We start from the raw sequence: 20,683 nt of genomic DNA, 5'->3' as shown, positions 1-20,683 counted from the left end.
CGCAATCGCCGTGTCCCAGAAGCGTTTTAGCGCCCTTGTTTATTAAAGGTTCCTGCACTATGTCTGCGACGATAGAGCCGACTCACCCCTTGGTCAAGACCAATTCTGAAACGACACGAGGGCGCGTCCGGTCCCCGCGGGGCAACATTCATGAGGCGTTAGCGATGCTCACACGCCTGTAAGGCCGCTGTCACATAGCGTACAGGGGTCGTCACATGAGGAAATCTTTACTTTCCACGTGATGTCAGCCACGTTGTGCGCGCCGAAGGGGCCCACGCCCGGGCGGTGATGGGGTCCGGGGAGGTGATTCAGCCCAAGGGGAGGAGTTTGTCCGGATCGCGGACGACGTAGACGCGTGGGACGCGCCCTGCCACGGCCTCCAGTTGGAGGACGGTGTCCGGCGCCCCTCCGTTCCGGACCAGGACCGCCGTCGCGCCGTTGAGTTCCCGGAGCTCGAAGGTCATGGCCGCGTCGACGCTCTCGCGGACCGCGCCGTGGAGGAAGCGGGCCACGTCCTCGGCGCCCTCGATGACGCGCGACGGCGCCTCGCCGTCGCGCTTGCCCGTGCGCTCGCCGTCGCCGTCGCACAGCAGGCTCGCGTCCGGCGTGAGCAGCGACAGCAGCCGCGTGAGGTCGCCCGCGACGGCCGCGGCGAGGAACCGCTCGGTGAGCGCGCGGTGTTCGGCGGGGTCCGCGTGGTGACGGGGGGCGTGCTCCCGTACGTGGTCACGGGCCCGGGCGGCGAGCCGGCGGACGGCCGGTTCGGCGCGGTCCAGGGCGCGGGCGACCTCCGGGTCGGGGAAGCCGAACGCCTCCCGCAGCACGAACACGGCGCGCTCCAGGGGCGGAAGCGCCCCCAGGGCCACCAGGACGGGGAACGACACCGAGTCGGCGAGGGCGGCCCGGCCGGCGTCGGCGCCCTCGGAGGCCGTCCCGTAGTCGGTCGCCAGGGGCTCGGGGAGCCATGGGCCGTCGACCGGCTCCCGACGGGCCCGGAGCCGGTCGACCGCGAGCCGGGTGGTGGTCCGCAGCAAGTCGCCGCGCGGGTCGCGGACGGCCTCCCGGTCGGGCGCCGCCCACCACAGCCACGTGTCCTGCACGACGTCCCCGGCCTCGACCACCCGGCCGAGCAAGCGGTAGGCCACCCCCGTCAGAACGGGGCGGTGCTCTTCGAAGACGTCGATCGCGGTGCGGTCGTTCACCTCCCCATCCCACCCCGGGCCGCCCCTCGCTGTCCAGGGGATCAAGGGGACTCCGGAGGGTGGACGGGCGCCACGCGCGCGGGGGCGTCGTTCCCGCGCCGTCCCGGCCGTGACCGGCGGGGCCACGGGTGCCACGCGCGCGGGGTGTCGTCCCCTGCGGCCGATGGCGAGGGCGGGGCCGGGGACGGGGCGCCACGCAGGCCGTCGGCCGGTGCGGCGCGCGGTGGGTCGGTCGGTCGGTGGGGCGGTGGGCGCCACGGAGCCCACGCGCGGGCCGGGTGCGCGGCCCCGCTCCGGCTGATCAGTGGGAGCCGGGCCCGCCCGGGGTGCGCGGGCGGCCTCCTACGAGGGCGTCCGATTCCGTGCCGTCCCCGGTCCCCGGCCGTCCGGCGGCCTCCTCCGGGGTCCCGGCGCCCCGGCCGCCGAGCAGTCCCGCGCCGAGCGCCACCCCCGCCGCGACCAGCGCGCTGCCCGCCGCCTGGGGAGCGCCGTAGGAGCCGGAGCCGACCAGGGGCGCGGTGCACGCCGCCGCGACCGGGATCAGACCGGAGAACAGCGTGGCCCGCTCGGCCCCGATCCGCTGCACCCCGGCGTACCAGCAGACGAAGCCGACGACGGTGACCACCACGGCCGTCCACCCCAGGGCCAGCGCCTCCGTGAGGTCGGGCCGCCGCAGCCAGTCGCCGCCGTCCACGAGCAGCCCGATGACCGCCGCCTCCAGGGTCGCCAGCCCGCACACCACCGCCGACAGCGTCTTGGGGCCGAGCGGGCGCAGCACGGGCACCGCGAGCACCGCGAAGCCCACCTCGCCCAGCAGCGCGCACACGGAGAAGGCCAGCCCCGCCGCGTCGGTGCGTCCCCAGCCCTGCACGGTGAACGCCCCCACCGCGACCAGCAGGGCCCCGTAGAGGACCGCGCGGCGCGGTCGGCGCCCTTCGAGCAGGGGCACCAGCACGGCGACCACCACGGGCGCGCAGCCGACCAGGACCCCGGGCACCGCGGGTTCGGCGGTGCGTTCGGCCGCGAGGACCGCGAAGTTGAAGCCGACCATGCCCACGGCGGCGAGCAGCAGCAGCCTCAGCCACTGGCGGGGGGCCAGCGCGCGGACGGCGGCGAGGGCGCCGGGGCCCAGCAGGGGCAGCAGGAGCAGGAAGGCGAGTCCGTAGCGCAGGAACAGTCCGCCCGCGTAGGGGTAGTCGCCGAGCAGGCTGTTGGCCGTGAAGGAGCCGCCGACCAGGACGCAGGCGAGGGCGGCGTACAGGGAACCGCGCACGGAGTTCGCGTTCATGGAGGCGAGGTTAGGGAGCGGGGTGGACCGGTTTAAGGTCCACTTCCATGAGCGTATCGGGGACCACTTCCAGTGCGGGCGCCGCTTCCACCGCGGGGGCCGCTTCCGGCGCGACCGCTTCCGGCGCGGAGGACGGCGCGCGCGGTGGCGGGGGCGACGGCGCGCGCGCCGGGGGCGGGGCCGACCGGCCCGGCGGGGCGGCGGGCACCGCCGTGTGGGAGTCGCTGCGGCCCGCCGTGGCGGCGCCCGCGCGGGCCCGGGGCCGGGCCCTGCAGTCGGCGCTGCGCGAGGCGGTCCGCGGCGGACGGCTGGCCCCCGGCACCCGGCTGCCGTCCAGCCGGGACCTCGCCGCGGACCTGGGGGTCTCCCGGGGGCTGGTGACGGAGGCGTACGAGCAGTTGGCCGCGGAGGGGTACCTGCGCAGCGGCCGGGGCTCGGGCACCTGGGTCGGCGACACCGCGCGGGCGGCGCGCGCCCCGGTGCGGGACCGGGCGCCCCGGCCGTCCGGGCCGGGGGTGGACTTCCTGCCCGGGACGCCCGACCTGTCGCTGTTCCCGCGCGCGGCGTGGGCGGCCGCCTACCGGTCGGTGCTCGCGGACGCGCCGCACGCGGCGCTCGGCTATCCGGACCCCGCCGGGCTGCCCCGGCTGCGGACGGCCCTCGCCGGGATGCTGGCCCGGCGGCGGGGCGTGGTGGCCGATCCCCGGCGGCTGGTGGTGTGTTCGGGGGTCGCGCAGGCCCTGACCCTGCTGGGCGGGGTGCTGCGGGCGGACGGGGAGCGCGCGGTGGGCGTCGAGGACCCCGGGACGCCCGCGTACGGGGCGCTGTTCGGCGCGACGGGGCTGCGGGCGGTCCCGCTGCCGGTGGACGGCGAAGGGGTGGCCACCGGGCCGCTGGCGGCCTCGGGGGTGCGGTGCGTGGTGACGACGCCCGCGCACCAGTTCCCGCTGGGCATCGCGTACTCGGCGGGCCGCCGCGCCGGGCTGCTGGAGTGGGCGCGCGCGGTGGACGGGCTGGTCGTCGAGGACGACTACGACGGCGACTTCCGGTACGACCGTTCGCCGGTGGGCGCCCTCCAGGGGCTCGATCCGGAGCACGTGGTCTACACGGGGTCGGTGAGCAAGTCGCTGGCGCCCGGGCTGCGGCTGGGCTGGCTGCTGGCGCCCGCGCGGTGGACGGAGGCGATCGTGGAGCGCAAGCGGACCATGGACCTCGGCAATCCGTCCCCCGACCAGGAGACGCTGGCACGGTTCGTGGAGGGCGGCGGGTACGACCGTCAGCTGCGGCGGTGCGGACGGGCCTACCGGGAACGGCGGGACGCGCTGGTCACGGCGGTGCGGGAGGAGTTCCCGGGAGCGGAGGTGACCGGGATCTCGGCGGGGCTGCACGTGATCGCCGCGCTCCCCCGCCGGTACGGGCCCGAGGAGGCGTTCCTGGCGCGGGCGGAGGCGTCCTCCGTCGCGGTCCGGCCGCTGTCGGCGTACGGCGGGGGCGGGGCGGCGCCCGGCGGGTCGGGGACCGGGGACGGGCGGGTGCGGCTGGTGTTCGGGTACGCGCACCTCACCCCGGCCCGGATCGCGGACGGGGTGCGCCGACTCGCCGTGGCGGTGGGGGCGGCTGACGGACCATGAGCGGCGCCCGGTCCGTCAGCCGGGTCGTACCGCCCCCTGGCCTGCCCGGAACGTGCCGGGTGGTTGGTTTTCCGGTCTTATCCCAGGTCAACGGCTTTGTCAGTGGGGGGCTCTACGGTTTTTCCCATGACCCGATCACTACACGCCCTGGCCTACGCACGTCCTTCCTCGCTGGAGTCCGTGCCCGGCGGGCGGCTCCTCGGCCTGGAGACCTCCCAGGGCGCCACGCCGAGCGGCCGGGAGGCCCACCCCCGGTTCTTCAGCGGTTTCCTGACCGAGCCCCGGATCGCCTCGGCCGCGCTGCTGGCGGTGGCCGACGTCGCGGCGGCCCGGTACTACCAGCCCCAGGCGCTGGCGTCCCTGGACCCGGTCGTCACCGGCAACGGGGACCGGCTGCGGTTCGAGTCGTTCTCGGGCTGCGGCGGGGTGTACGCGCGCCTCGACGTCCTCTCCCCCGGGCTGGACGGCGGGGAGATCGGGCACGGCACGACCAACGTCGACGTCAACAACCCGTTGCGGGAGGCGCTGTCCCGGATCGGCACCGACGATCCGCTGCATCTGCGGGTCGGCCCCGAGGAGATGGCGGTCACCACGCTCGACGGCCCCGTCGTGGAGAAGAAGGTGCCGCTGCCGGACCGCTGGCTGCGCGGTTTCGCCGAGGCCCAGGTGATAGCCGCCGGTTTCGAGCTGCGCGCCGAGCTGCCCGCCGCCGAGGCGGTGCGCTTCCTGCGGTCGCTGCCGAAGGGCGGCCGGTCGCGGTCCGCGCTCTGGGTGGTGCCCGCCGGGCGGAGCCTGCGGCAGACCACCCGTCCGGTGCCGGGCGCGGTGTGTCTGCCCGGGCCGGAGCGGCTGGTCGCCCTCCAGCGGGTGCTGCGGTACGCCACGGCGCTGCGGGTCTACGGTCCGGCCGTGGCGGGGGCCGCCTCCGTCTCCGCCGCCTGGGAGGTCGTCCTGCCCGGGATGCGGCTCACGCTCACCCTGTCCCCGGAGACCTCGCGCGGGTTCTCCGGTGAGGGCGGGGTGCTGGAGGCGCTGGCGACGGACGAGGCCGCCGAGGACGCCGAGCTGGTCTCGGTGCTCCTCGCCTGGGAGCCCCGGATCGACGTCGCGGACCTGGCCGCCTCCTCCGGGCTGGCCCCGGAGCGGGTCCGGGCCGCACTGGTCCGGCTCGGCACCTCGGGCCGGGTCGGCTACGACACGGCGGAGGCCGCGTACTTCCACCGCGAACTCCCCTACGACGCCTCGCGGGTGGAGCGGCACAACCCGCGGCTACGGTCCGCGCTCGCCCTGCTGCGCGCCGGGGCCGTGGCCTTCGCGGACGGACTGGGGACGGTGACCGCCGCCGACGGGCATGTGCACCGGGTGCGCGAGGACGGCGGACGGCTGAGCTGCACCTGCCAGTGGTGGGCCGAGTACCGGGGCGGGCGCGGCCCCTGCAAGCACGCGCTGGCGGTGCGGATGGCCCGCCGGGAGACGGCGGCCGTGGCACCGGCCGCCGGTGGGGGGACGGCGGACGCCGTGGTGGCGTCCGCCGAGGAGACGACGAGGACCGGCGAGGGCACCCGATGAGCACCACGACGACGGACGGAACGGCCGCCACCACGGCGGAGGGCACCACCCCGGAGGACACCACGGCCGGGGAACTCCTGGCGGCGGTCCGCCTCGGCAGGCTCCAGGCGGTGACCACGCTGCTGCCGAGGATGCCGAAGTCCGAGCGCAGGGCGGCGCTGCCGGAACTGAAGGCGCTGCGCAAGGAGTTGCGCCAGTCCGCCTGGTCGGATCCCTCCCGGAAGTCCTACCCGGCCCTGCACGCGGCGGGCGCGGGCTGTCACTCGGGGGCCGCGGACACCGCCGCCTGGCTCGCGGGCGCCGACATGCGCTGGCAGGCGGCGCCGCCCAAGACACTGGTCACCCTGCTGTCCGACCGGGACCCGGAGTGGCAGCGGGAGGTGCTGCGGCGGCTGGCCGAGCGTCCGGCGACCGCGCGGATCCGCTACGAGCTGATGGCCGGACTGGCGGAACTCTGCGGCGGGCAGCCGCCCCTCACCGACAGCTATGTGCGCGGCTGGCTGGGCGACAACCGGCGGGCCCGCTCCCACGGCGTCCACTTCACCGAGCGGCTGGCGGAGGAACCGTATCTGGTCCCGCTGGTCATGACCGTGTTCGAGCTGCAGGACGTCGGCTGGACGCTGGAGTGGCAGTTCGGCCACGAGGGGCGGTACGGCTGGCTCCCGTCCCTGGTCGAGCTGACCGGCAAGGGCGTGCTGGACCGCGCCTCGATGCTGGACGCCTGTGTGGCACGGCTGCTGCGGGGCGGCCGGCTCCACGACCAGCGGGTCTTCCTGAAGCTGCTCGAAGCGCTGGCCCCCACCCGGGAGGAGCGGCGGGCCCGGGTCGCGGACTGGACGGCACTCGTGGCGGACGCCCTGGCCCCCGTCGCCGGACACGCCCAGACGGTGCTCGGCGCCCTCGCCCTGGACGGCGACCTGACGCCGCGCCAGATCGCGGAGATGTCGCGGGGCGCCCTGTTCCGGGCCGAGAAGAAGCTCGTCCGCGCCCAGTTGATCCTGCTCGGCAAGGTGCTCGCGGCCTCCCCCGACGCGGCCGTCGAGCTGCTGCCCGCCGTCACGGACGTCTTCGAACACGAGGACACCGGTTTCCAGGAGCGCGCGCTGAAGCTGGTGGAGAAGCACGTCGGCCGGGTGGACGGGGACACCCGGGCCGGGCTCCTGGGAGCGGCCGGACGGCTGAGCCCGTCGCTGCGGGCACGCGCCGCCACCGCCCTGGGCTTCGCCCCGGCCGATCTGGAGCCCGCCGAAGAGCCCTACCAGGAGTATCTGCCGCCGGTGCCCGAGCCCCGCCGGATGGACCCCCCGATCGGTTCGGTGGCGGAGCTGGCCGAGGAGGTCAGCGCCCTGGGCACGGGACGCGGCAGCCGTACCGGGGTCGCCGAGTTCGAGCGGACCCTCGAAGGACTGGTGCGGTACGCGCGGACCGACCGGGAGGCCCTGATCGAGGCGGTGCGCCCGGTCGTCACCCGGCGCTGGTGGTACCCCGGGAAGCATCCTCACCTGGACGCCGACTCCTACTTCCAGAACAGCACGTACGGGATCGAGGTCGTCCTCGCGACCCTGTTCGGCGTCGTCACCCCGGCCCGGCTGCGCACCTCGGGGCTGGAGGCCGCCATCACCCCGGAGCGCTCCCGGTGCTCCCACTCCGATGTGCGGCGGCCCCGCACGGCCCGGCTGTGGGAGGCCGCCCGCCAGGTGGCCAGCGAGCCGCCGCCGTTCCTGCTGGCCACCCCGACCTGGGTGTCCGGGCTGCTGGAGCCCGACGAGCTGGTGGCCCGGCTCGCCGGGTACCGGCGCCTCGGGATACGGCCCGGCGAGGCGGACTTCGCGCAGGCGCTGCTGCGGGTGCGCCGGGACGGCGGCGCGGCGGAGGGCGACCCGGCCGTCGGCGCGGGTCCGGAGGCCGCCGCCGCGCACGCCGCGGCGGCGGCCGCGCTCGGCACTCCGGAGGGCGACCGGCTCGCCCGCTGGCTGAGCGCCGGGGAGATCGTCCCGCCGCCGACCACCGTGGTCCCGGAGGGCGACGCGGGCCCGCTGCGTCCCGGACTGGAGGAGGTCCCGGCGCTGCTGGAGGAGTTCTCCGGGGCGTTCGGCGGGCTGGGCCTCGCGGTCAAGCACGCGCCGCAGCCGGGCGCGTGCCGCCACTGGGCGTTCGACTCCCAGGCCGATGAGCTGGCGACCCTGCCGGGGCTGCGGGAAGTGGTCGCGGCCCGTTTCGTGGACTGGATCTCCCAGACCTCCACGTTCGACGTCACGGGGAACGCGGAGTACCTGCCCGCCCTCGCCGAGGCGCCGGGCCCGGCGGGTCCCGCGGTGCACCTGTCCGTGGCGCACGGCCTCGGGGCCAAGCGGGGCGAGGAGCGGATCGCGGCGGTGGACGCCCTGCTGGTGCTCGCCGCGCGCGAGCAGCTCGACACCGCGCTGCTGGGCGGTCTGCTGGGCTCGCTGATGGCCCGGGGCCTGGTCAAGGCGACCCGGGCGGTGGACAGCGCCCGCACGGCGGCGGCGACCGGCGCCCAGGCGACGGTGTGGGCGGTGCTGCGCGAGGCACTGCCGTCCCTGCTGGAGGGGCCCGCGCGGGGCGGCCAGGCCGCCCGGGGGCTCGCGGACCTGCTCAGCGTGGCGGCGGAGTGCGTGGAGCGCTCCGGGGCCGGGGGCTCGGTGCCGCACCTCGCGGAGCTGGCGGCCCGGCCGGGCGCGGCCCGGCTGCTCGTCCAGGCCCGGCGGCTGCACTCCCTGACGGGGGTGGTCACCGCCGGATGACCCCGGGCGGGAGCGGGGGCGGAACGGGGTGGTGACCGACGGCCGGGCTCGGGGGAGCGAGTCGGGGCATCACCCGGTCGGCGCTGGGGGACACCGGCCCGGGCGGGTGGCCTTCGACCGCCCGGGCGGTGGCCGGACGGGTCCCCCTCAGCCGCCCGGGCCGGGGCAGGGCACGCACCGTCTGGGCGTCGGCCAAGGGCACGGCCCGGCGGAGTGGCTGGCGGGGGCGCCCTCCCGCCACTCCCCTGCCGGGTGCCGGGTACGGCGGACCGCTCGTCCGGTAGGGGCGTCCGGTGCGAGGCGCTTCCCGCACCGGAGGGCCCGTCCCGGACAGCCGTATGCCGTCCGCCCGTTGCTCCACCGAGCGGTCGCGGACGGTGTTAACCGGACGGTCACGGCGTTTTACCGGACGGTCACAGACGGTGCCCGGGCGCGCAACACGGCCCCGTCAGCGTGGTGCCATGAGCCACGACACCCCTGAACCCGCGCCCGTGACCCGTCCCGCCGGAGCCGGGAGGCACGGCCCCCACTGGCGGCGCGACGTGGTGGAACTGGCCGCGCTGTTCACGGCGGTGGCCGTCGCGGACACCCTGGCCCATCTGATCGGCCACGGTCCCCAGGGAGCCGAACTGCTGGCGATGTCGGCGGCGGCCCTGCTGGCCACGGTGGCGTTCCACACCTGGTGGGCCCACCGCTGCCGCCGCCGCGACCGGTCCACGGGCCCGGTGCCGTCCACCCGGTTCGACGCCCGGCGCTCATGGTCGCCCGTCACCGCCCCGGGCACCTCCGACGGCTCTGCCGTCTCACCCGCCTCGCCCGTTTCCCTCGCGGCTCCCCCCGCCCCCGTTTCCGCTGACCTTCCCGGCGGGCCCGGCGCGGGCGTCCTGTGGCGGCTGCGCACCACCGTGCGGGACGCGCCGGGCTCGCTGGCGGCGTTGTGCGCGGCGCTGGCCGGTCACGGGGTGGACATCCGCAGTCTGCAGACCCATCCGCTGGCCGAGGGCACGGTGGACGAGTTCCTGCTGAGCGCTCCGGCGGGGCTCGACGCGGCGGAGATCGTCCGGGCGGCCGACCGCGCGGGCGGTACCGGCACCCGGATCGAACGGGCCGACGCCCATGACCTGGTCGACGTCCCCACCCGGGTGCTGGGCCTCGCGACCCGCGCCGCCCTGGACCCGGCCGGACTCCCCCTCGCCCTGCGGGACCTGCTGGGCCGCTGCGTGGTCCGGTCCCGCCCCGCGTCCCCGGCGGCGGGCACCCCGGAGCCGGACGCCCGGCAGGACGTCCCGGGCACGGTGCTGCGGCTGCGCGCGCCGGACGGCGGGACGCTCACCGTGGAACGGCCCGGGCTGCCCTTCACCCCCGCCGAGTGCGCGCGGGCCCGCGCGCTGGTGGACCTCGGCACCCGGCTGGGTCCCCGGTCGCCGCGCGCGGAGGAGGAGCTCGGCGCCGTGAGAGTGGAACGGGCCGTCCCGGCCGACCTGGTGGCGGCGAAGGCCCTGCACCAGCGGTGCTCGGCCGACACCCTGCGGGCGCGGTACCACGGCGTCACCCAGGACACGGACCGTTCGCTGCGACGGCTGCTGGACCCGGACACGGGTCACACCCTGGCCGCGCGCACGGCGTCCGGCGTCCTCGTGGGGCTCGGCCATCTGCTGTGGGACGGGGACGAGACGGAGGTGGCGCTGCTGGTGGAGGACGCCTGGCAGGGCCGGGGCGTCGGCGGCGAACTCCTCGGCGGGCTGGTGGCCCTGGCGCGGGCGTCGGGCCGGGAGAGCGTCTACGCGGTGACCCGGACCTCCAACACCGCCATGGTCGCCACGATGCGCGGACTCGGACTCCCGCTCGACCACCGGGCCGAGGACGGCACCCTGGTCGTCACGGCCCGGCTGACCGGACCGCGGGAGGGCGCCCGTCCGCACGGGAACCGGGCCGCCACCGGATCCGTCCGGCGTCCGCCTTCCGCCGCCCCGGACGGACCGGCGGTCCGGCCCCGGTAGCGGCACCCTCGTCCACCGTCCCGGACGGCCCCGCGCCCGGAGGTCCGGGCCCGCCACCGGCCCGTTCAGCAGTAGACCCGCTCGTCGTCCTCCAGCGCGGCCTCGGTGCCCACCCAGAACACCCCGGGGTCGAAGCTGATCCGCAGCAGCACGGCACCGCCCGACAGCTCCTTCTCGAAGCAGACGTCGCCCGTCTCCCCGGGCACCGGCTCGTCCGCGAGGGCGACCGGGGTCCAGCCGTCCTCCTCCGCCAGTTCGCGGTAGTGGTCGCGGACCGCCTCGTGGTTCCCGGTGAACTCGTAGCTGCGGGTGGCGGAGAGGAGTTCGTCGTCGCTGTCGTCGAGGCAGCCCACCTCCAGGGTGTGCCAGCCCGCCGCGACCCTGGCGCCCTCGGGCGGGGAGCCGAGCAGGGAGACCGAGGAGATCTCGTCCGCCCGGGCCTGGGTGCCCAGACAGTCGTCCTCGTCGAGCAGCAGGCCCCCCAGCATCCAGTTGAGCCCGAACAGCAGTGCCAGTCCGATGAGCAGCGAGCCCACCACGGTCAGCGCCGCCAGTTGCCATGCCGTCAGCCCGGTCGGATTCTTCCCCAACACCGTCCCCGCCCCCAGGTACGTTCCGGGACGCCCGTACGGTTCCCCACGTGGCGTCCCGGGCGAAGTTACACTCCGGCGGACCGTCCCGGGGAATCCCCGGCGCACTTCCCGGCGCGCTCCCGGTTCGCGGGGCGCCCGGGGGCTCCGACCGGTCCCGGGACCCCCTCCCCGTGACGGCGCGCGGGTCGTCGTACGAGGATGTCCGCATGTCAGAGACGAAGAGCCCGCTCCCCCGCGAGGTCGCCGACGCCTATGTCGACGCCCTCGTCGCCCTCGATCCGGTCACCGGCACCTACCTCGGGGTGCGCGAGAGCCACCACGCCCTGCCGGACTACTCGCCCGCCGGGCTGGAGGCCCTGGCGGACCTCGCGCGCCGGACCCTGACCGCCCTGGACGCCGCCGAGGAGCTCCCCGGCGCCGCCGACGACCGGGAGCGGCGCTGCGGTCGGCTGCTGCGCGAGCGGCTCACCGCCGAGCTGGCCGTCCACGAGGCAGGGGAGCACCTGCGCGCGGTCGGCAACATGCACTATCCGCCGCACGCCGTGCGCGAGGTGTTCTCGCTCACCCCGACGGACACCGAGGAGGACTGGGCCGCGATCGACGAGCGGCTGCGCGCCGTGCCCGCCGCGCTGGCCGGGTACCGGGAGTCGCTCGCCCTGGGACTGGAACGCGGACTGCTCGCGGGGCCCCGGCCGACCGCCGTCTTCACCGGTCAGCTCGTCGAGTGGACGGAGCGGGACGCGGACGGGCTCTCCTGGTTCGAGCACTTCGTGGCGCCCGCGCCGGTGGCGCTGCGGGAGACACTGACCGAGGCCGCGGGGATCGCCCGGGAGGCGTTCGCGGCGCTGCGCGACTGGATGACGGACACCTACGGCCCGGCCGTCGAGGGCGCGCCCGACGCGGTGGGCGCCGAGCGCTACGCGCGCTGGTCCCGGTACTTCAACGGCACGGACCTCGACCTGGGCGAGGCGTACGCGTACGGCTGGGCCGAGTACCACCGGCTGCTGGACGAGATGCGCGGGGAGGCGGAGAAGGTCCTGCCGGGCGCCGCCACCCCCTGGGAGGCCCTCGCCCACCTCGACGCGCACGGACGGCACGTCGAAGGGGTGGAGGAGGTGCGGGTGTGGCTCCAGGAACTGATGGACCGGGCGATCCGGGAGCTGGACGGCACCCACTTCGACCTCGCCGAGCGGGTCCGGGTGGTGGAGTCGCGGATCGCCCCGCCCGGCGGCGCGGCGGCCCCCTACTACACCTCCCCGTCCGAGGACTTCTCCCGTCCGGGGCGCACCTGGCTGCCGACGATGGGGCTGGACCGCTTCCCCGTCTACGACCTGGTGTCGACCTGGTACCACGAGGGGGTTCCCGGTCACCACCTCCAGCTGGCGCAGTGGGCCCACGTCCGGGAGGACCTGTCGCGCTACCAGTCGAGCGTGGGCTGGGTGAGCGCCAACTGCGAGGGCTGGGCGCTGTACGCGGAACGGCTCATGGACGAGCTGGGCTACCTCGCGGACGCCGAGGAGCGCCTGGGGTACCTGGACGCCCAGATGATGCGGGCGGTGCGGGTCATCGTGGACATCGGCGTGCACCTGGAGCTGGAGATCCCGGCCGGTTCGCCGTTCCACCCCGGCGAACGGTGGACCCCCGCGCTGGCGGAGGAGTTCTTCGGGGCGCACAGCAGCCGTCCGGCGGACTTCGTGTCCAGTGAGATGACCCGTTACCTCTCCATCCCCGGGCAGGCCATCGGCTACAAGCTCGGGGAACGGGCGTGGTTGCTGGGGCGGGAGCGCGCCCAGGAGCGGCACGGGGACGCCTTCGACGCCAAGGCGTGGCACATGGCGGCGCTGTCCCAGGGCTCGCTGGGCCTGGACGACCTGGTCGACGAGCTGTCCCGGCTCTGAGTCCGGGCGGGTCGTCCCGACCTCGCGTCCGGGCGCGCGGCGCGGTGTCCGTCCCGGCGCGGCCGGTATCCCGTACGGGACGGGCGGTGTCCCGTACGGGACGGGCGCGGCCACCGGCGGCGGCGCCGCGCCCGGGCCCGGGCCCGGGAGGGAACGGAACCCGCGCCGCGCGGGGTTCCGCACCTCACGGGTTCCCCGGCGACCGTTCACCGGGCCCTTCCTCACCGGCCGAGGAATCCGGTGATCAGCTCCAGCCACCGGTCCGGCGCCTCCACGAACGGCAGGTGGCCGGTGGGGAGTTCAGCGGTCTCCGCACCGGGGATCGCGGCGGCCAGCCGGTACTGGAGGTCGGCGGGGACCAGCGCGTCGGCGGTGGTGACGACCACGAGGGTCGGGACGTCGAGGGCGGCGAGGTCCGCCCGGACGTCCACCCGTCGCACCAGGTCGACCTGGGCACCGGTGCCGGGCGGGACGGTCGCCGCCACCTCCCCGACCACCGCCCGGAGCCGGTCGGGGGCGAGGGAGTCCAGGGCGGCGGGACCGGAGGCCAGCAGGGTGAGGTACTCGGCGAGCGCGGTGGCGTCCCCCGAGTCGTACAGCCGCCGCCAGAGCGCGGCGGCCAGGTCGGTACGGCGGTCGAGGCGGGCGAACGCGGCGCTCAGCACGAGTCCGGTGACCCGCTCCGGGTGACGGGCGGCCAGCCGCACGGCGACCGCGCCGCCCAGGGAGTAGCCGGACACCCCGAACGTGCGCAGCCCCCGCGCGTCCGCCGCCGCCACCAACTGGTCCACCAGGTCGTCCAGCTCCAGCGGGGCGGTGGCGACCGGGGTGTCCCCCGACCCCGGATAGTCGACCCCGACGACCGCGTGCCGCGCGGCGAGCCCGTCCAGGATCGGCCCGTAGTTGGCCTGGATACCCCCGCCCCCTCCATGGGCGAGGAGCAGACCGGGCCCGGATCCCGCGACGGTCCGGGCGTAGGGGAGGGAGAGGGCGGGGGTGACCGGGGTAGCGGCGGGAGCGGAGGCGGCGAGAGCGGTCATGACGGGCTCCTCAACTGCGGGGCGGCGGACTGTCCATCGAGGGGAGTGCCGCCCCGGGCAGGCTCGCGCACCCAGGAAGGACTCACCTTTAGCGATCGCTAAAGCCCCGATGAGCGCAACCCTAGCAACACTTCTTTAGCGATCGCTACAAAGAGGGGTAGGGTGATGGGGTGAGCACGAGCGAAGAGGGAAGCACCGGCACCCGCGAGGACACCCCCGCGCGCCCGGGTCGCGCCCGGACCCGGCGCGCCTTCGACCGGGACAGAGCCCTGTCCGTCGCCCTGGAGGAGTTCTGGACGCACGGGTACGAGACGACGTCCGTCGCCTCGCTCACCCGGGCCATGGGGATCAACCCGCCCAGCCTGTACGCCGCCTTCGGCGACAAGGAGCGGCTGTTCGACGAGGCGGTCGACCTCTACCGGCGCACCTACGGGGCGGCTCCGCTGGAGGGCCCGGACGCCCGTACCGCGATCGCCGCGCGGCTGCGCCACTTGGCGGCGGACTACACCGACCCCCGCCATCCGCCGGGCTGCCTGATCATCACGGCGGCGGCCAACTGCGGCCCCGGCTCCCAGCAGGTGGGCGCCCGGCTGCGCGACATGCGGGAGGCGGCGAAGGCGTCCTTCGCCGGGCTGATCCGCGAGGACGCCGACGCGGGACGACTGCCCCCGGGCACGGACGCCGAGGCGCTCGCGGCCTTCTACGCGGCCGTCGTCCAGGGCATGAACCAGCAGGCCCGGGACGGAGCCGACCGGGCGACGCTGGAGGCGATCGCCGCGACCGCGATGCGGGCGTGGCCCGGCAGCGACGGGTCCTGAGCCCCGGCACCGGACGACACGCCCTCCCGCCGGCCGGACCGTCACCCCCGCGAACGGTCCCTCTCCGGACCGGCCCACCCGCTGACCAGGACGCCCCCGGGCCGTCGCGCCACGAACCGGCCCTCCGCAGGCCCTTCCGTCCACGGACCGGCCTCCACCCGCTGACCAGCACGCCCCTGCGACCGTCGCCCCACGGCACGGCGGACCCGCAGGCCGTCCGCCCATGGACCGACGGGCCCGTGAACGCACCGCACGCGCCGCCCCGGACCCGCGCCCCGGACCGGCGCACCAGGCTCCCGGGCCTCAGCAGCCGCAGGTCCCGGCTCCCAGGGGCGCGGTCAGCGGGTCCGGGTCCCGGCGCCGGGGGCCCTCCCAGGTCTCGTAGGCGAACCCCTCGCGGGCCCAGTACTCGAAGCCGCCGAGCATCTCCTTGACCCGGAAGCCCCGTTCGGCGAGGGCGAGGGCCGCCCGCGCCGCGCCGTTGCAGCCGGGGCCCCAGCAGTAGACGACGACGGGCACCGCCCGGTCGAGGAGCCGGTCCGCCTGCCCGGGGACGAGCGCGGTGGGCAGATGGACGGCGCCGGGCAGACGCCCCTGGTCCCAGGACTCGGTGGACCGGCAGTCCACGACGGTGAACCCGGGGTCGCCGCCCCCGGCCAGCGCGGCGGCCACGTCCGAGACGTCGGTGTGGAAGGCGAGGGAGGCCGCGAAGTGGGCGGCGGCCCGCTCGGGCGGGGCGGGCGGGACGCGCAGCACGGGGTGCGGGTGCGGGACGGTCGCGGGCGCGGCGGGCGCGGCCGTCGGATCGTGCGGGACGGTGGGGAGTGCGGCGGGCACGGTCATCGGATCGCTCCACGGGTCGGGGTGTCGGCTGTCCGGGGCGCCTCCCGGAACGCGGGGGCGGCTTCTCCGGCACCCACGAATCTACGGAGGCGACCGCCCCGGCAGAACGGCCGTTCCACGGGGCCCGACTTGTTCCGCCGGGGTTTCCCCTGCTATTCCTCGCCCATGACCGACTTTTCCCCGGACGCCACCGACTGGCGCATCCTGGAGGTCCTCCAGCGCGAGGGCCGGGCCAGTTACGCGGAGCTGGCGCGCGCGGTGTCCATGTCCCCGAGCGCGGTCACCGAGCGGGTGCGGCGGCTGGAGGAGGCGGGCGTGATCCGGGGGTACGCGGCGGTGGTGGACCCGGAGCGGCTGGGGCTGCCGATCCTGGCGTTCGTCCGGCTGCGCTACCCGACCGGGAACTACAAGCCCTTCCACGACCTGGTGGCCGTGACGCCGGAGATCCTGGAGGCGCACCACATCACCGGGGACGACTGTTTCATGATCAAGGTCGCGGCCCGGTCGATGGCGCACCTGGAGCAGGTGTCCGGCCGGATCGGCGCCCTGGGGTCGGTGACGACCAGTGTGGTGTACTCGTCGCCGCTGGCCCGCCGGGCGGTCGCCCGCTGAGACCGGCGCCGCCCGCCGGAACGGCAACCGACCCGCCGGAACGGCATCCGGCGCGTCGCACGGGCCCGGTCCGGCCCGGGGGACTCATCGGCTCCCGCCCCGCTGCCGCAGGGTCGAACCCGTCCGCCCCTTGACGACCTCCAACTGGGCGTGCACCCGGCGGCGCAGATCGGGGACGTGACTCACGATGCCCACCGAACGGTCCCGCTCCCGCAGGGAGTCCAGGACGTCCAGCACCTCGTCCAGGGTCTGGTCGTCGAGACTGCCGAACCCCTCGTCGATGAAGAGGGTGTCGAGCCGCACCCCACCGGCCTCGTCGGTGACGACGTCGGCGAGACCCAGCGCCAGGGCCAGCGAGGCGAAGAACGTCTCGCCGCCGGAGAGGGTCGAGGTGTCCCGGGCACGGCCGGTCCAGGCGTCCACCACATGGAGGCCGAGGCCCGAACGGCCGCGCCCGGTGCGGTCGTCGGAGTGCACCAGGGTGTACCGGCCCTGCGACATCCGGGCCAGCCGGGCCGTCGCGGCGGCGGCGACCTGCTCCAGCCGGGCCGCCAGCACATAGGACTCCAGCCGCATCCGGCGCTCGTTGGCGCTGGACGTCCCGGCCGTGAGCCCAGCGAGCCGGGAGACCCGGTCGTGGTCCTCCCGGCGGGGGCCCAGCGCCCGGGCGGCGGCGGTGATCCGCTCCGACAGCCGGTCCAGGTCGTCGCGGTCCCGGACGGCCGCCGCGTGCGCGGCCGTGGCGTCCCGCAGCCGTCGACCGGCACGGTCCGCGGCATCCTCGGCGGCCGGGAGGTCGGCGGGCGGCAGCGCCGCGGCCGCCGCCGTCCCCTCCTCGGTGAGGACGGCGCGGACCTCCGCTTCCCGGCGCCGCCGGTCGTCGATCCGGTCCTGGAGCGCGCGGTGCGCCCCGGGCGCCAGCCGGTGCCCGGCGGCCTCCTCCGGGGTGGTGAAACCGGCGCGGAAGGCGGCGTCCGCCGCGCGCGCGTCGGCTTCCTTCAGCTGCCGGGCGGCCTCGGCGGCGAGGTGCGCGGCCTCGGCGGCGAGGTGCAGGGCCTCGGCCCGGCGGGCGAGTTCGGCGGCCCGGTCGGCGACGCTCGCCGCGCCCCCGCGCGCTTCGGCCAGGTCCCGTTCGGCGGCGAGCGCCTCCCGCTCCAGGGCCTCGTGCCGGGCGGCCCGGGACGCGGCGCGCCGGGCGGCCTCCTGCTGGACGGCGAGACGGCGGTCGTGCTCGGCCTCGGCCCGGTCCAGGGCCTCCCGGGCGGTGTGCAGTCCGGAGGCGAGCCGCTGGGCTCCGTCGCGCTCCGCGCGCAGACCGGTGACGGCGGCGGCGAGCGCGTCGACGGCGTCGTCCCCGGCCTCCTCGACGGCGGCGGCGAGTTCGGCGGCGACCCGGGCGGCGCGTCGAACGGCTTCGGCGTGGTCGGCCTCGGCCCGCTGGTACGCGGTGTGGGCGGTGTCCTCCGCGCTCCGGTCGACGTGGTCCGGCGCCCGGCGGGCGGGGGCGGGGTGGTCGAGGCCGCCGCAGACCGTGCAGGGCTCGCCGTCGCGGAGGGCGGCGGCGAGTTCGGCGGCGATGCCGTTCAGCCGTCGTTCCCGCAGGTCCAGCCAGTGCTGCCGGGTGGTGTTGACGAGGGTGTGGGCCGTTTCCCGCGCCCGCTCGGCGGTGGTGGCCTCCCGGGTGCGCCGGTCACGGAGGTGGGCCGCGTCGAGGCGTCGTTCGGCGGGCTCCAGCCGTGCCGTCAGGGCCTCGGCACGGGTGACGGCCTGCTGCGCGGAGTCGATCGCCCGGCGGTGCGCCGCCCGGCGGGCCTCCCAGTCGGCGAGCCAGGTCGCGGCGTCCTCGGCGTCCTCCTGGTCGGCCCGTTCCTCGCGCCCGGACGCGGCGCGCTCCGCGACCAGTTCGGCCAGTCGCCGCTCGGTGCGGCGGGCGGACTCCAGACCGCCGCGCTCCTCGGTGGCGCGGCGGGCGGCCGCGCGCAGTTCCCCGACGCCGAGGCCGGACAGGGGCCGGGTGTCCGGGGCGGGGGTCGCGCTCCCCGGCCCGGGGGCCGCCCCCGGAGTCGACCCGGCCCCGGGGGCCCTGGTCTCGGGGGCCCTGGTCTCGGGGGCCCTGGTCTCCGGGGAATCCGTGGTGCGGGCGCCGAGGCCGTCGAGCGCGGCACGGGCGTCGGCGTCGGCCCGGACGGCGGCCCGGTGCCGGGCCTCGGCGGCGGCCCGCAGTTCCAGCGCGGGTGCCACCTGGTCGGCCTTGTGGGCCCGCTCCGCGCGGAGCAGGTCCGCCCGGTGGTCCCCGGCCCGTTCCGCCAGCTCCGCCGCCCGCTCCCGGGCCCGGGCGAACCGGGCCTGCGACCGGTGGCGTTCGGCCGTCTCGCTCAGGGCGTCCCGGGCCGCGCGTTCGGCGGCCTCGGCGGTGGCCAGGGCGGACCCGGCGTGGGCGAGCCGTTCCCGGGCGGTGGTGCGGGCCACGGCGGCCCAGCCGAGAACGGCCCCGGCCAGTCCGGGCTCACCGGGCGCGGCCTCCGGCAGCGGCACCTCGCCCGCGCCGCCCGTGGCGGTGACCATCTGGTTGGCCAGGGCGAGCAGCTCGGTGTCGGCGGCGCGCACCGCGCCCTCGCCCTCCCGGCGCCGGTCCGCGAGCCGCTGTTCCACGGCGGCGAAGCGGCCGGTGTCGAAGAGCCGGCCGAGGAGTCTGCCCCGGGTCTCCGCGTCGGCGCGCAGGAACCGCGCGAAGTCGCCCTGCGGCAACAGCACGACCTGGCAGAACTGCTCCCGGCTCATCCCGAGCAGCTGGCCGATCTCCTCGCCGATCTCCTGGTGGGAGCGGCTGAGGTCCCGCCAGGTCCGGGAGTCGGGGTCGTACGCGCGCAGGGCGCTGTACGCCTTCTCCGTGGTGGTGCCCGTGCCGCGCTTCTTGGGGCGGGCCCAGGCGGGCCTGCGGGTCACCTCCAGCCGTCGTCCGGCGACCGTCAGGTCGAGGGTGACCTCGGTGACCGTGCCGGGATCGGCGTGGTCGCTGCGCAGATGGGTTCCCTGGGCGCTCTGGCGGGCACCGGGGACCGTTCCGTACAGCGCGTAGCACACCGCGTCGAGGACGGAGGTCTTGCCCGCGCCCGTGGGGCCGTGCAGCAGGAAGAGCCCGGCGCGGGAGAGGTCGTCGAAATCGACGTGCTGGGTGCCGCCGAAGGGGCCGAACGCCCGCAGCCGCAGGGTGTGGAGCCTCACCGGGCCACCTCGCGCAGGACGTCGTCGGCGCGGACGGCGTCCAGGGCGGCGCGCAGCACGTCCCGTTCGCGGTCGTCGGGTCCGGCGCCGCGCACATGGGCGACGAAGTCCTCGGTGATCTCCTGGTCGGTGCGCCCCGACAGCCGTCGCGCGTAGGAGACGTCCGGGTCCCCGGCCGGACGGTCGGGCGCGAAGACCAGGCTGAGGACGTGCGGGAACCGGGCGGCCAGCCGGGACATGGGGTCCTCGGGGCGGACCGGGTCGGTGAGGGTGGCCTCGACCCAGGCGTCCTCGTGAACGGTGAGCCCGGGGTCGGCGAGCAGCTCGTCGAGGCTCCCCCGGAGCCGGGCGAGGGGCCGGGGCACCGGGCAGTCGATCCGTTCGGCGCGGACCTCCCCGGTGGCGTCGAGGTCCACCAGCCACATGCTCTTGCGGTGGTCGGCCTCGGAGAACGAGTAGGCGAGCGGGGAGCCGGAGTACCGCACCCGGTCGCCGAGGGTCTGGCAGCCGTGCAGATGGCCGAGGGCCGCGTAGTCGACGCCGTCGAAGACGCCGAGCGGGACGGAGGCCACTCCCCCGACGGTGATGTCGCGTTCGCTGTCGCTGGGCCGGCCCCCGGTGACGAAGGCGTGGGCGAGGACCACCGACCGGGTGGTGGCGGGGCGGCCCGCGAGGTCGGCGCGCACCCGGTCCATCGCCGCCGCCAGTACGGACTCGTGGCGGGGGCGCGGGATGCCGAAGGCGTCCCCGACCAGGGCGGGCTCCAGATAGGGCAGCCCGTAGAAGGCGACCTCGCCGTGGGCGTCGCGGAGCAGCACCGGGGTGCCGACCGCCGACGGGTCGGTGCGCAGATGGACGCCCGCGTGGTCGAGGAGCCCGGCGCCGACGCCGAGGCGGCGGGCGGAGTCGTGGTTGCCGGAGATCATCACCGTGGGCACGCCCTCGGCGGCGAGCCGGTGCAGGGCGTCGTCGTACAGCTCCACGGCGGCGAGCGGGGGGACCGCGCGGTCGTAGACGTCCCCGGACACCACGACGGCCTCGACCCCGTGCTCCCGGACGGTGGCGACGAGGTGGTCGAGGAACCGGGCCTGGGCGTCGAGCAGGTTCACCCGGTGGAACGCCCGGCCCAGGTGCCAGTCGGAAGTGTGCAGGAGCCTCATGATCCCCGAGGTTAGCCGGAGGGTACGACAGCGGGGGCG

General features: G+C 76.6%; 14 protein-coding genes. 7 read left to right on the top strand and 7 right to left on the bottom strand.

Going from position 1 to position 20,683, the window contains the following annotated elements:
- Positions 1-308 precede the first annotated feature (308 nt).
- Positions 309-1,202 (bottom strand): sigma factor-like helix-turn-helix DNA-binding protein, encoded by an 894-nt coding sequence (locus ACVWNX_RS30220; protein WP_454411360.1) that lies wholly within the window; start codon positions 1,200-1,202, stop codon positions 309-311.
- A 301-nt stretch (positions 1,203-1,503) separates the two neighbouring features.
- Positions 1,504-2,490 (bottom strand): EamA family transporter, encoded by a 987-nt coding sequence (locus ACVWNX_RS30215; RefSeq protein ID WP_454411359.1) that lies wholly within the window; start codon positions 2,488-2,490, stop codon positions 1,504-1,506.
- Between the two features lie 47 nt (positions 2,491-2,537).
- On the opposite strand from ACVWNX_RS30215, the gene pdxR reads away from it, so the two are divergent.
- The 4 genes from pdxR (at position 2,538) to ACVWNX_RS30195 (ending at position 10,455) form a co-directional block, all read left to right on the top strand.
- The gene (gene pdxR, locus ACVWNX_RS30210; RefSeq protein WP_454411358.1) at positions 2,538-4,121 is read left to right on the top strand and encodes a MocR-like pyridoxine biosynthesis transcription factor PdxR; all 1,584 of its coding nucleotides are present in this window, start codon (positions 2,538-2,540) and stop codon (positions 4,119-4,121) included.
- 126 nt (positions 4,122-4,247) lie between these two features.
- Positions 4,248-5,690, top strand: a complete 1,443-nt coding sequence (locus ACVWNX_RS30205) for an SWIM zinc finger family protein (protein WP_454411357.1) — start codon at positions 4,248-4,250, stop codon at positions 5,688-5,690.
- Positions 5,687-8,455: a DUF6493 family protein gene (locus tag ACVWNX_RS30200; protein ID WP_454411356.1), complete on the top strand. Its 2,769-nt coding sequence runs from the start codon at positions 5,687-5,689 to the stop codon at positions 8,453-8,455. The genes ACVWNX_RS30205 and ACVWNX_RS30200 overlap by 4 nt, the downstream gene beginning before the upstream one ends.
- 461 nt (positions 8,456-8,916) lie before the next feature.
- Positions 8,917-10,455 (top strand): GNAT family N-acetyltransferase, encoded by a 1,539-nt coding sequence (locus ACVWNX_RS30195; RefSeq protein WP_454411355.1) that lies wholly within the window; start codon positions 8,917-8,919, stop codon positions 10,453-10,455.
- 65 nt (positions 10,456-10,520) lie between these two features.
- On the opposite strand, the gene ACVWNX_RS30190 is transcribed toward ACVWNX_RS30195, so the two are convergent.
- Positions 10,521-11,045 (bottom strand): hypothetical protein, encoded by a 525-nt coding sequence (locus ACVWNX_RS30190; RefSeq protein ID WP_454411354.1) that lies wholly within the window; start codon positions 11,043-11,045, stop codon positions 10,521-10,523.
- Between the two features lie 209 nt (positions 11,046-11,254).
- On the opposite strand from ACVWNX_RS30190, the gene ACVWNX_RS30185 reads away from it, so the two are divergent.
- Entirely contained in the window at positions 11,255-12,946 is a 1,692-nt protein-coding gene (locus ACVWNX_RS30185) for a DUF885 domain-containing protein (RefSeq protein ID WP_454411353.1), read from the top strand.
- A 221-nt stretch (positions 12,947-13,167) separates the two neighbouring features.
- Here ACVWNX_RS30185 and ACVWNX_RS30180 read toward each other — a convergent pair whose 3' ends face one another.
- Complete coding sequence (locus ACVWNX_RS30180; protein ID WP_454411352.1) at positions 13,168-13,986, bottom strand: alpha/beta fold hydrolase; 819 nt, start codon at positions 13,984-13,986, stop codon at positions 13,168-13,170.
- Between the two features lie 170 nt (positions 13,987-14,156).
- On the opposite strand from ACVWNX_RS30180, the gene ACVWNX_RS30175 reads away from it, so the two are divergent.
- Positions 14,157-14,804, top strand: coding sequence for a TetR/AcrR family transcriptional regulator (locus ACVWNX_RS30175; RefSeq protein WP_454411351.1), 648 nt, complete (start codon positions 14,157-14,159; stop codon positions 14,802-14,804).
- Between the two features lie 303 nt (positions 14,805-15,107).
- Here the strand turns inward: ACVWNX_RS30175 and ACVWNX_RS30170 are convergent, their stop codons facing one another.
- Positions 15,108-15,647, bottom strand: coding sequence for a rhodanese-like domain-containing protein (locus ACVWNX_RS30170; RefSeq protein WP_454411350.1), 540 nt, complete (start codon positions 15,645-15,647; stop codon positions 15,108-15,110).
- 165 nt (positions 15,648-15,812) lie between these two features.
- Here ACVWNX_RS30170 and ACVWNX_RS30165 point away from each other — a divergent pair, with 165 nt between their 5' ends.
- Positions 15,813-16,259, top strand: coding sequence for an Lrp/AsnC family transcriptional regulator (locus ACVWNX_RS30165; protein ID WP_454411349.1), 447 nt, complete (start codon positions 15,813-15,815; stop codon positions 16,257-16,259).
- Positions 16,260-16,343: 84 nt separating this feature from the next.
- Here ACVWNX_RS30165 and ACVWNX_RS30160 read toward each other — a convergent pair whose 3' ends face one another.
- Together ACVWNX_RS30160 and ACVWNX_RS30155 are read right to left on the bottom strand one after the other, a co-directional pair.
- Positions 16,344-19,484 (bottom strand): AAA family ATPase, encoded by a 3,141-nt coding sequence (locus ACVWNX_RS30160; RefSeq protein ID WP_454411348.1) that lies wholly within the window; start codon positions 19,482-19,484, stop codon positions 16,344-16,346.
- Positions 19,481-20,644, bottom strand: a complete 1,164-nt coding sequence (locus ACVWNX_RS30155; RefSeq protein WP_454411347.1) for an exonuclease SbcCD subunit D — start codon at positions 20,642-20,644, stop codon at positions 19,481-19,483. The genes ACVWNX_RS30160 and ACVWNX_RS30155 overlap by 4 nt, the downstream gene beginning before the upstream one ends.
- Between the last annotated feature and the right edge of the window lie 39 nt (positions 20,645-20,683).

The organism is Streptomyces sp. JNUCC 64 (assembly GCF_054484115.1).
Note: the sequence above shows the minus strand (reverse complement) of the source record. Positions and strands in the feature narration are given on the sequence as shown.

Excerpts from the sequence above, each read along its gene's own strand:
- ACVWNX_RS30185 (WP_454411353.1), top strand. The coding sequence starts at position 11,255 with ATGTCAGAGACGAAGAGCCCGCTCCCCCGCGAGGTCGCCGACGCCTAT.
- ACVWNX_RS30165 (WP_454411349.1), top strand. The coding sequence starts at position 15,813 with ATGACCGACTTTTCCCCGGACGCCACCGACTGGCGCATCCTGGAGGTC.
- pdxR (WP_454411358.1), top strand. The coding sequence starts at position 2,538 with ATGAGCGTATCGGGGACCACTTCCAGTGCGGGCGCCGCTTCCACCGCG.
- ACVWNX_RS30155 (WP_454411347.1), bottom strand. The coding sequence starts at position 20,644 with ATGAGGCTCCTGCACACTTCCGACTGGCACCTGGGCCGGGCGTTCCAC.
- ACVWNX_RS30215 (WP_454411359.1), bottom strand. The coding sequence starts at position 2,490 with ATGAACGCGAACTCCGTGCGCGGTTCCCTGTACGCCGCCCTCGCCTGC.
- ACVWNX_RS30170 (WP_454411350.1), bottom strand. The coding sequence starts at position 15,647 with ATGACCGTGCCCGCCGCACTCCCCACCGTCCCGCACGATCCGACGGCC.
- ACVWNX_RS30205 (WP_454411357.1), top strand. The coding sequence starts at position 4,248 with ATGACCCGATCACTACACGCCCTGGCCTACGCACGTCCTTCCTCGCTG.
- ACVWNX_RS30195 (WP_454411355.1), top strand. The coding sequence starts at position 8,917 with ATGAGCCACGACACCCCTGAACCCGCGCCCGTGACCCGTCCCGCCGGA.
- ACVWNX_RS30180 (WP_454411352.1), bottom strand. The coding sequence starts at position 13,986 with ATGACCGCTCTCGCCGCCTCCGCTCCCGCCGCTACCCCGGTCACCCCC.
- ACVWNX_RS30200 (WP_454411356.1), top strand. The coding sequence starts at position 5,687 with ATGAGCACCACGACGACGGACGGAACGGCCGCCACCACGGCGGAGGGC.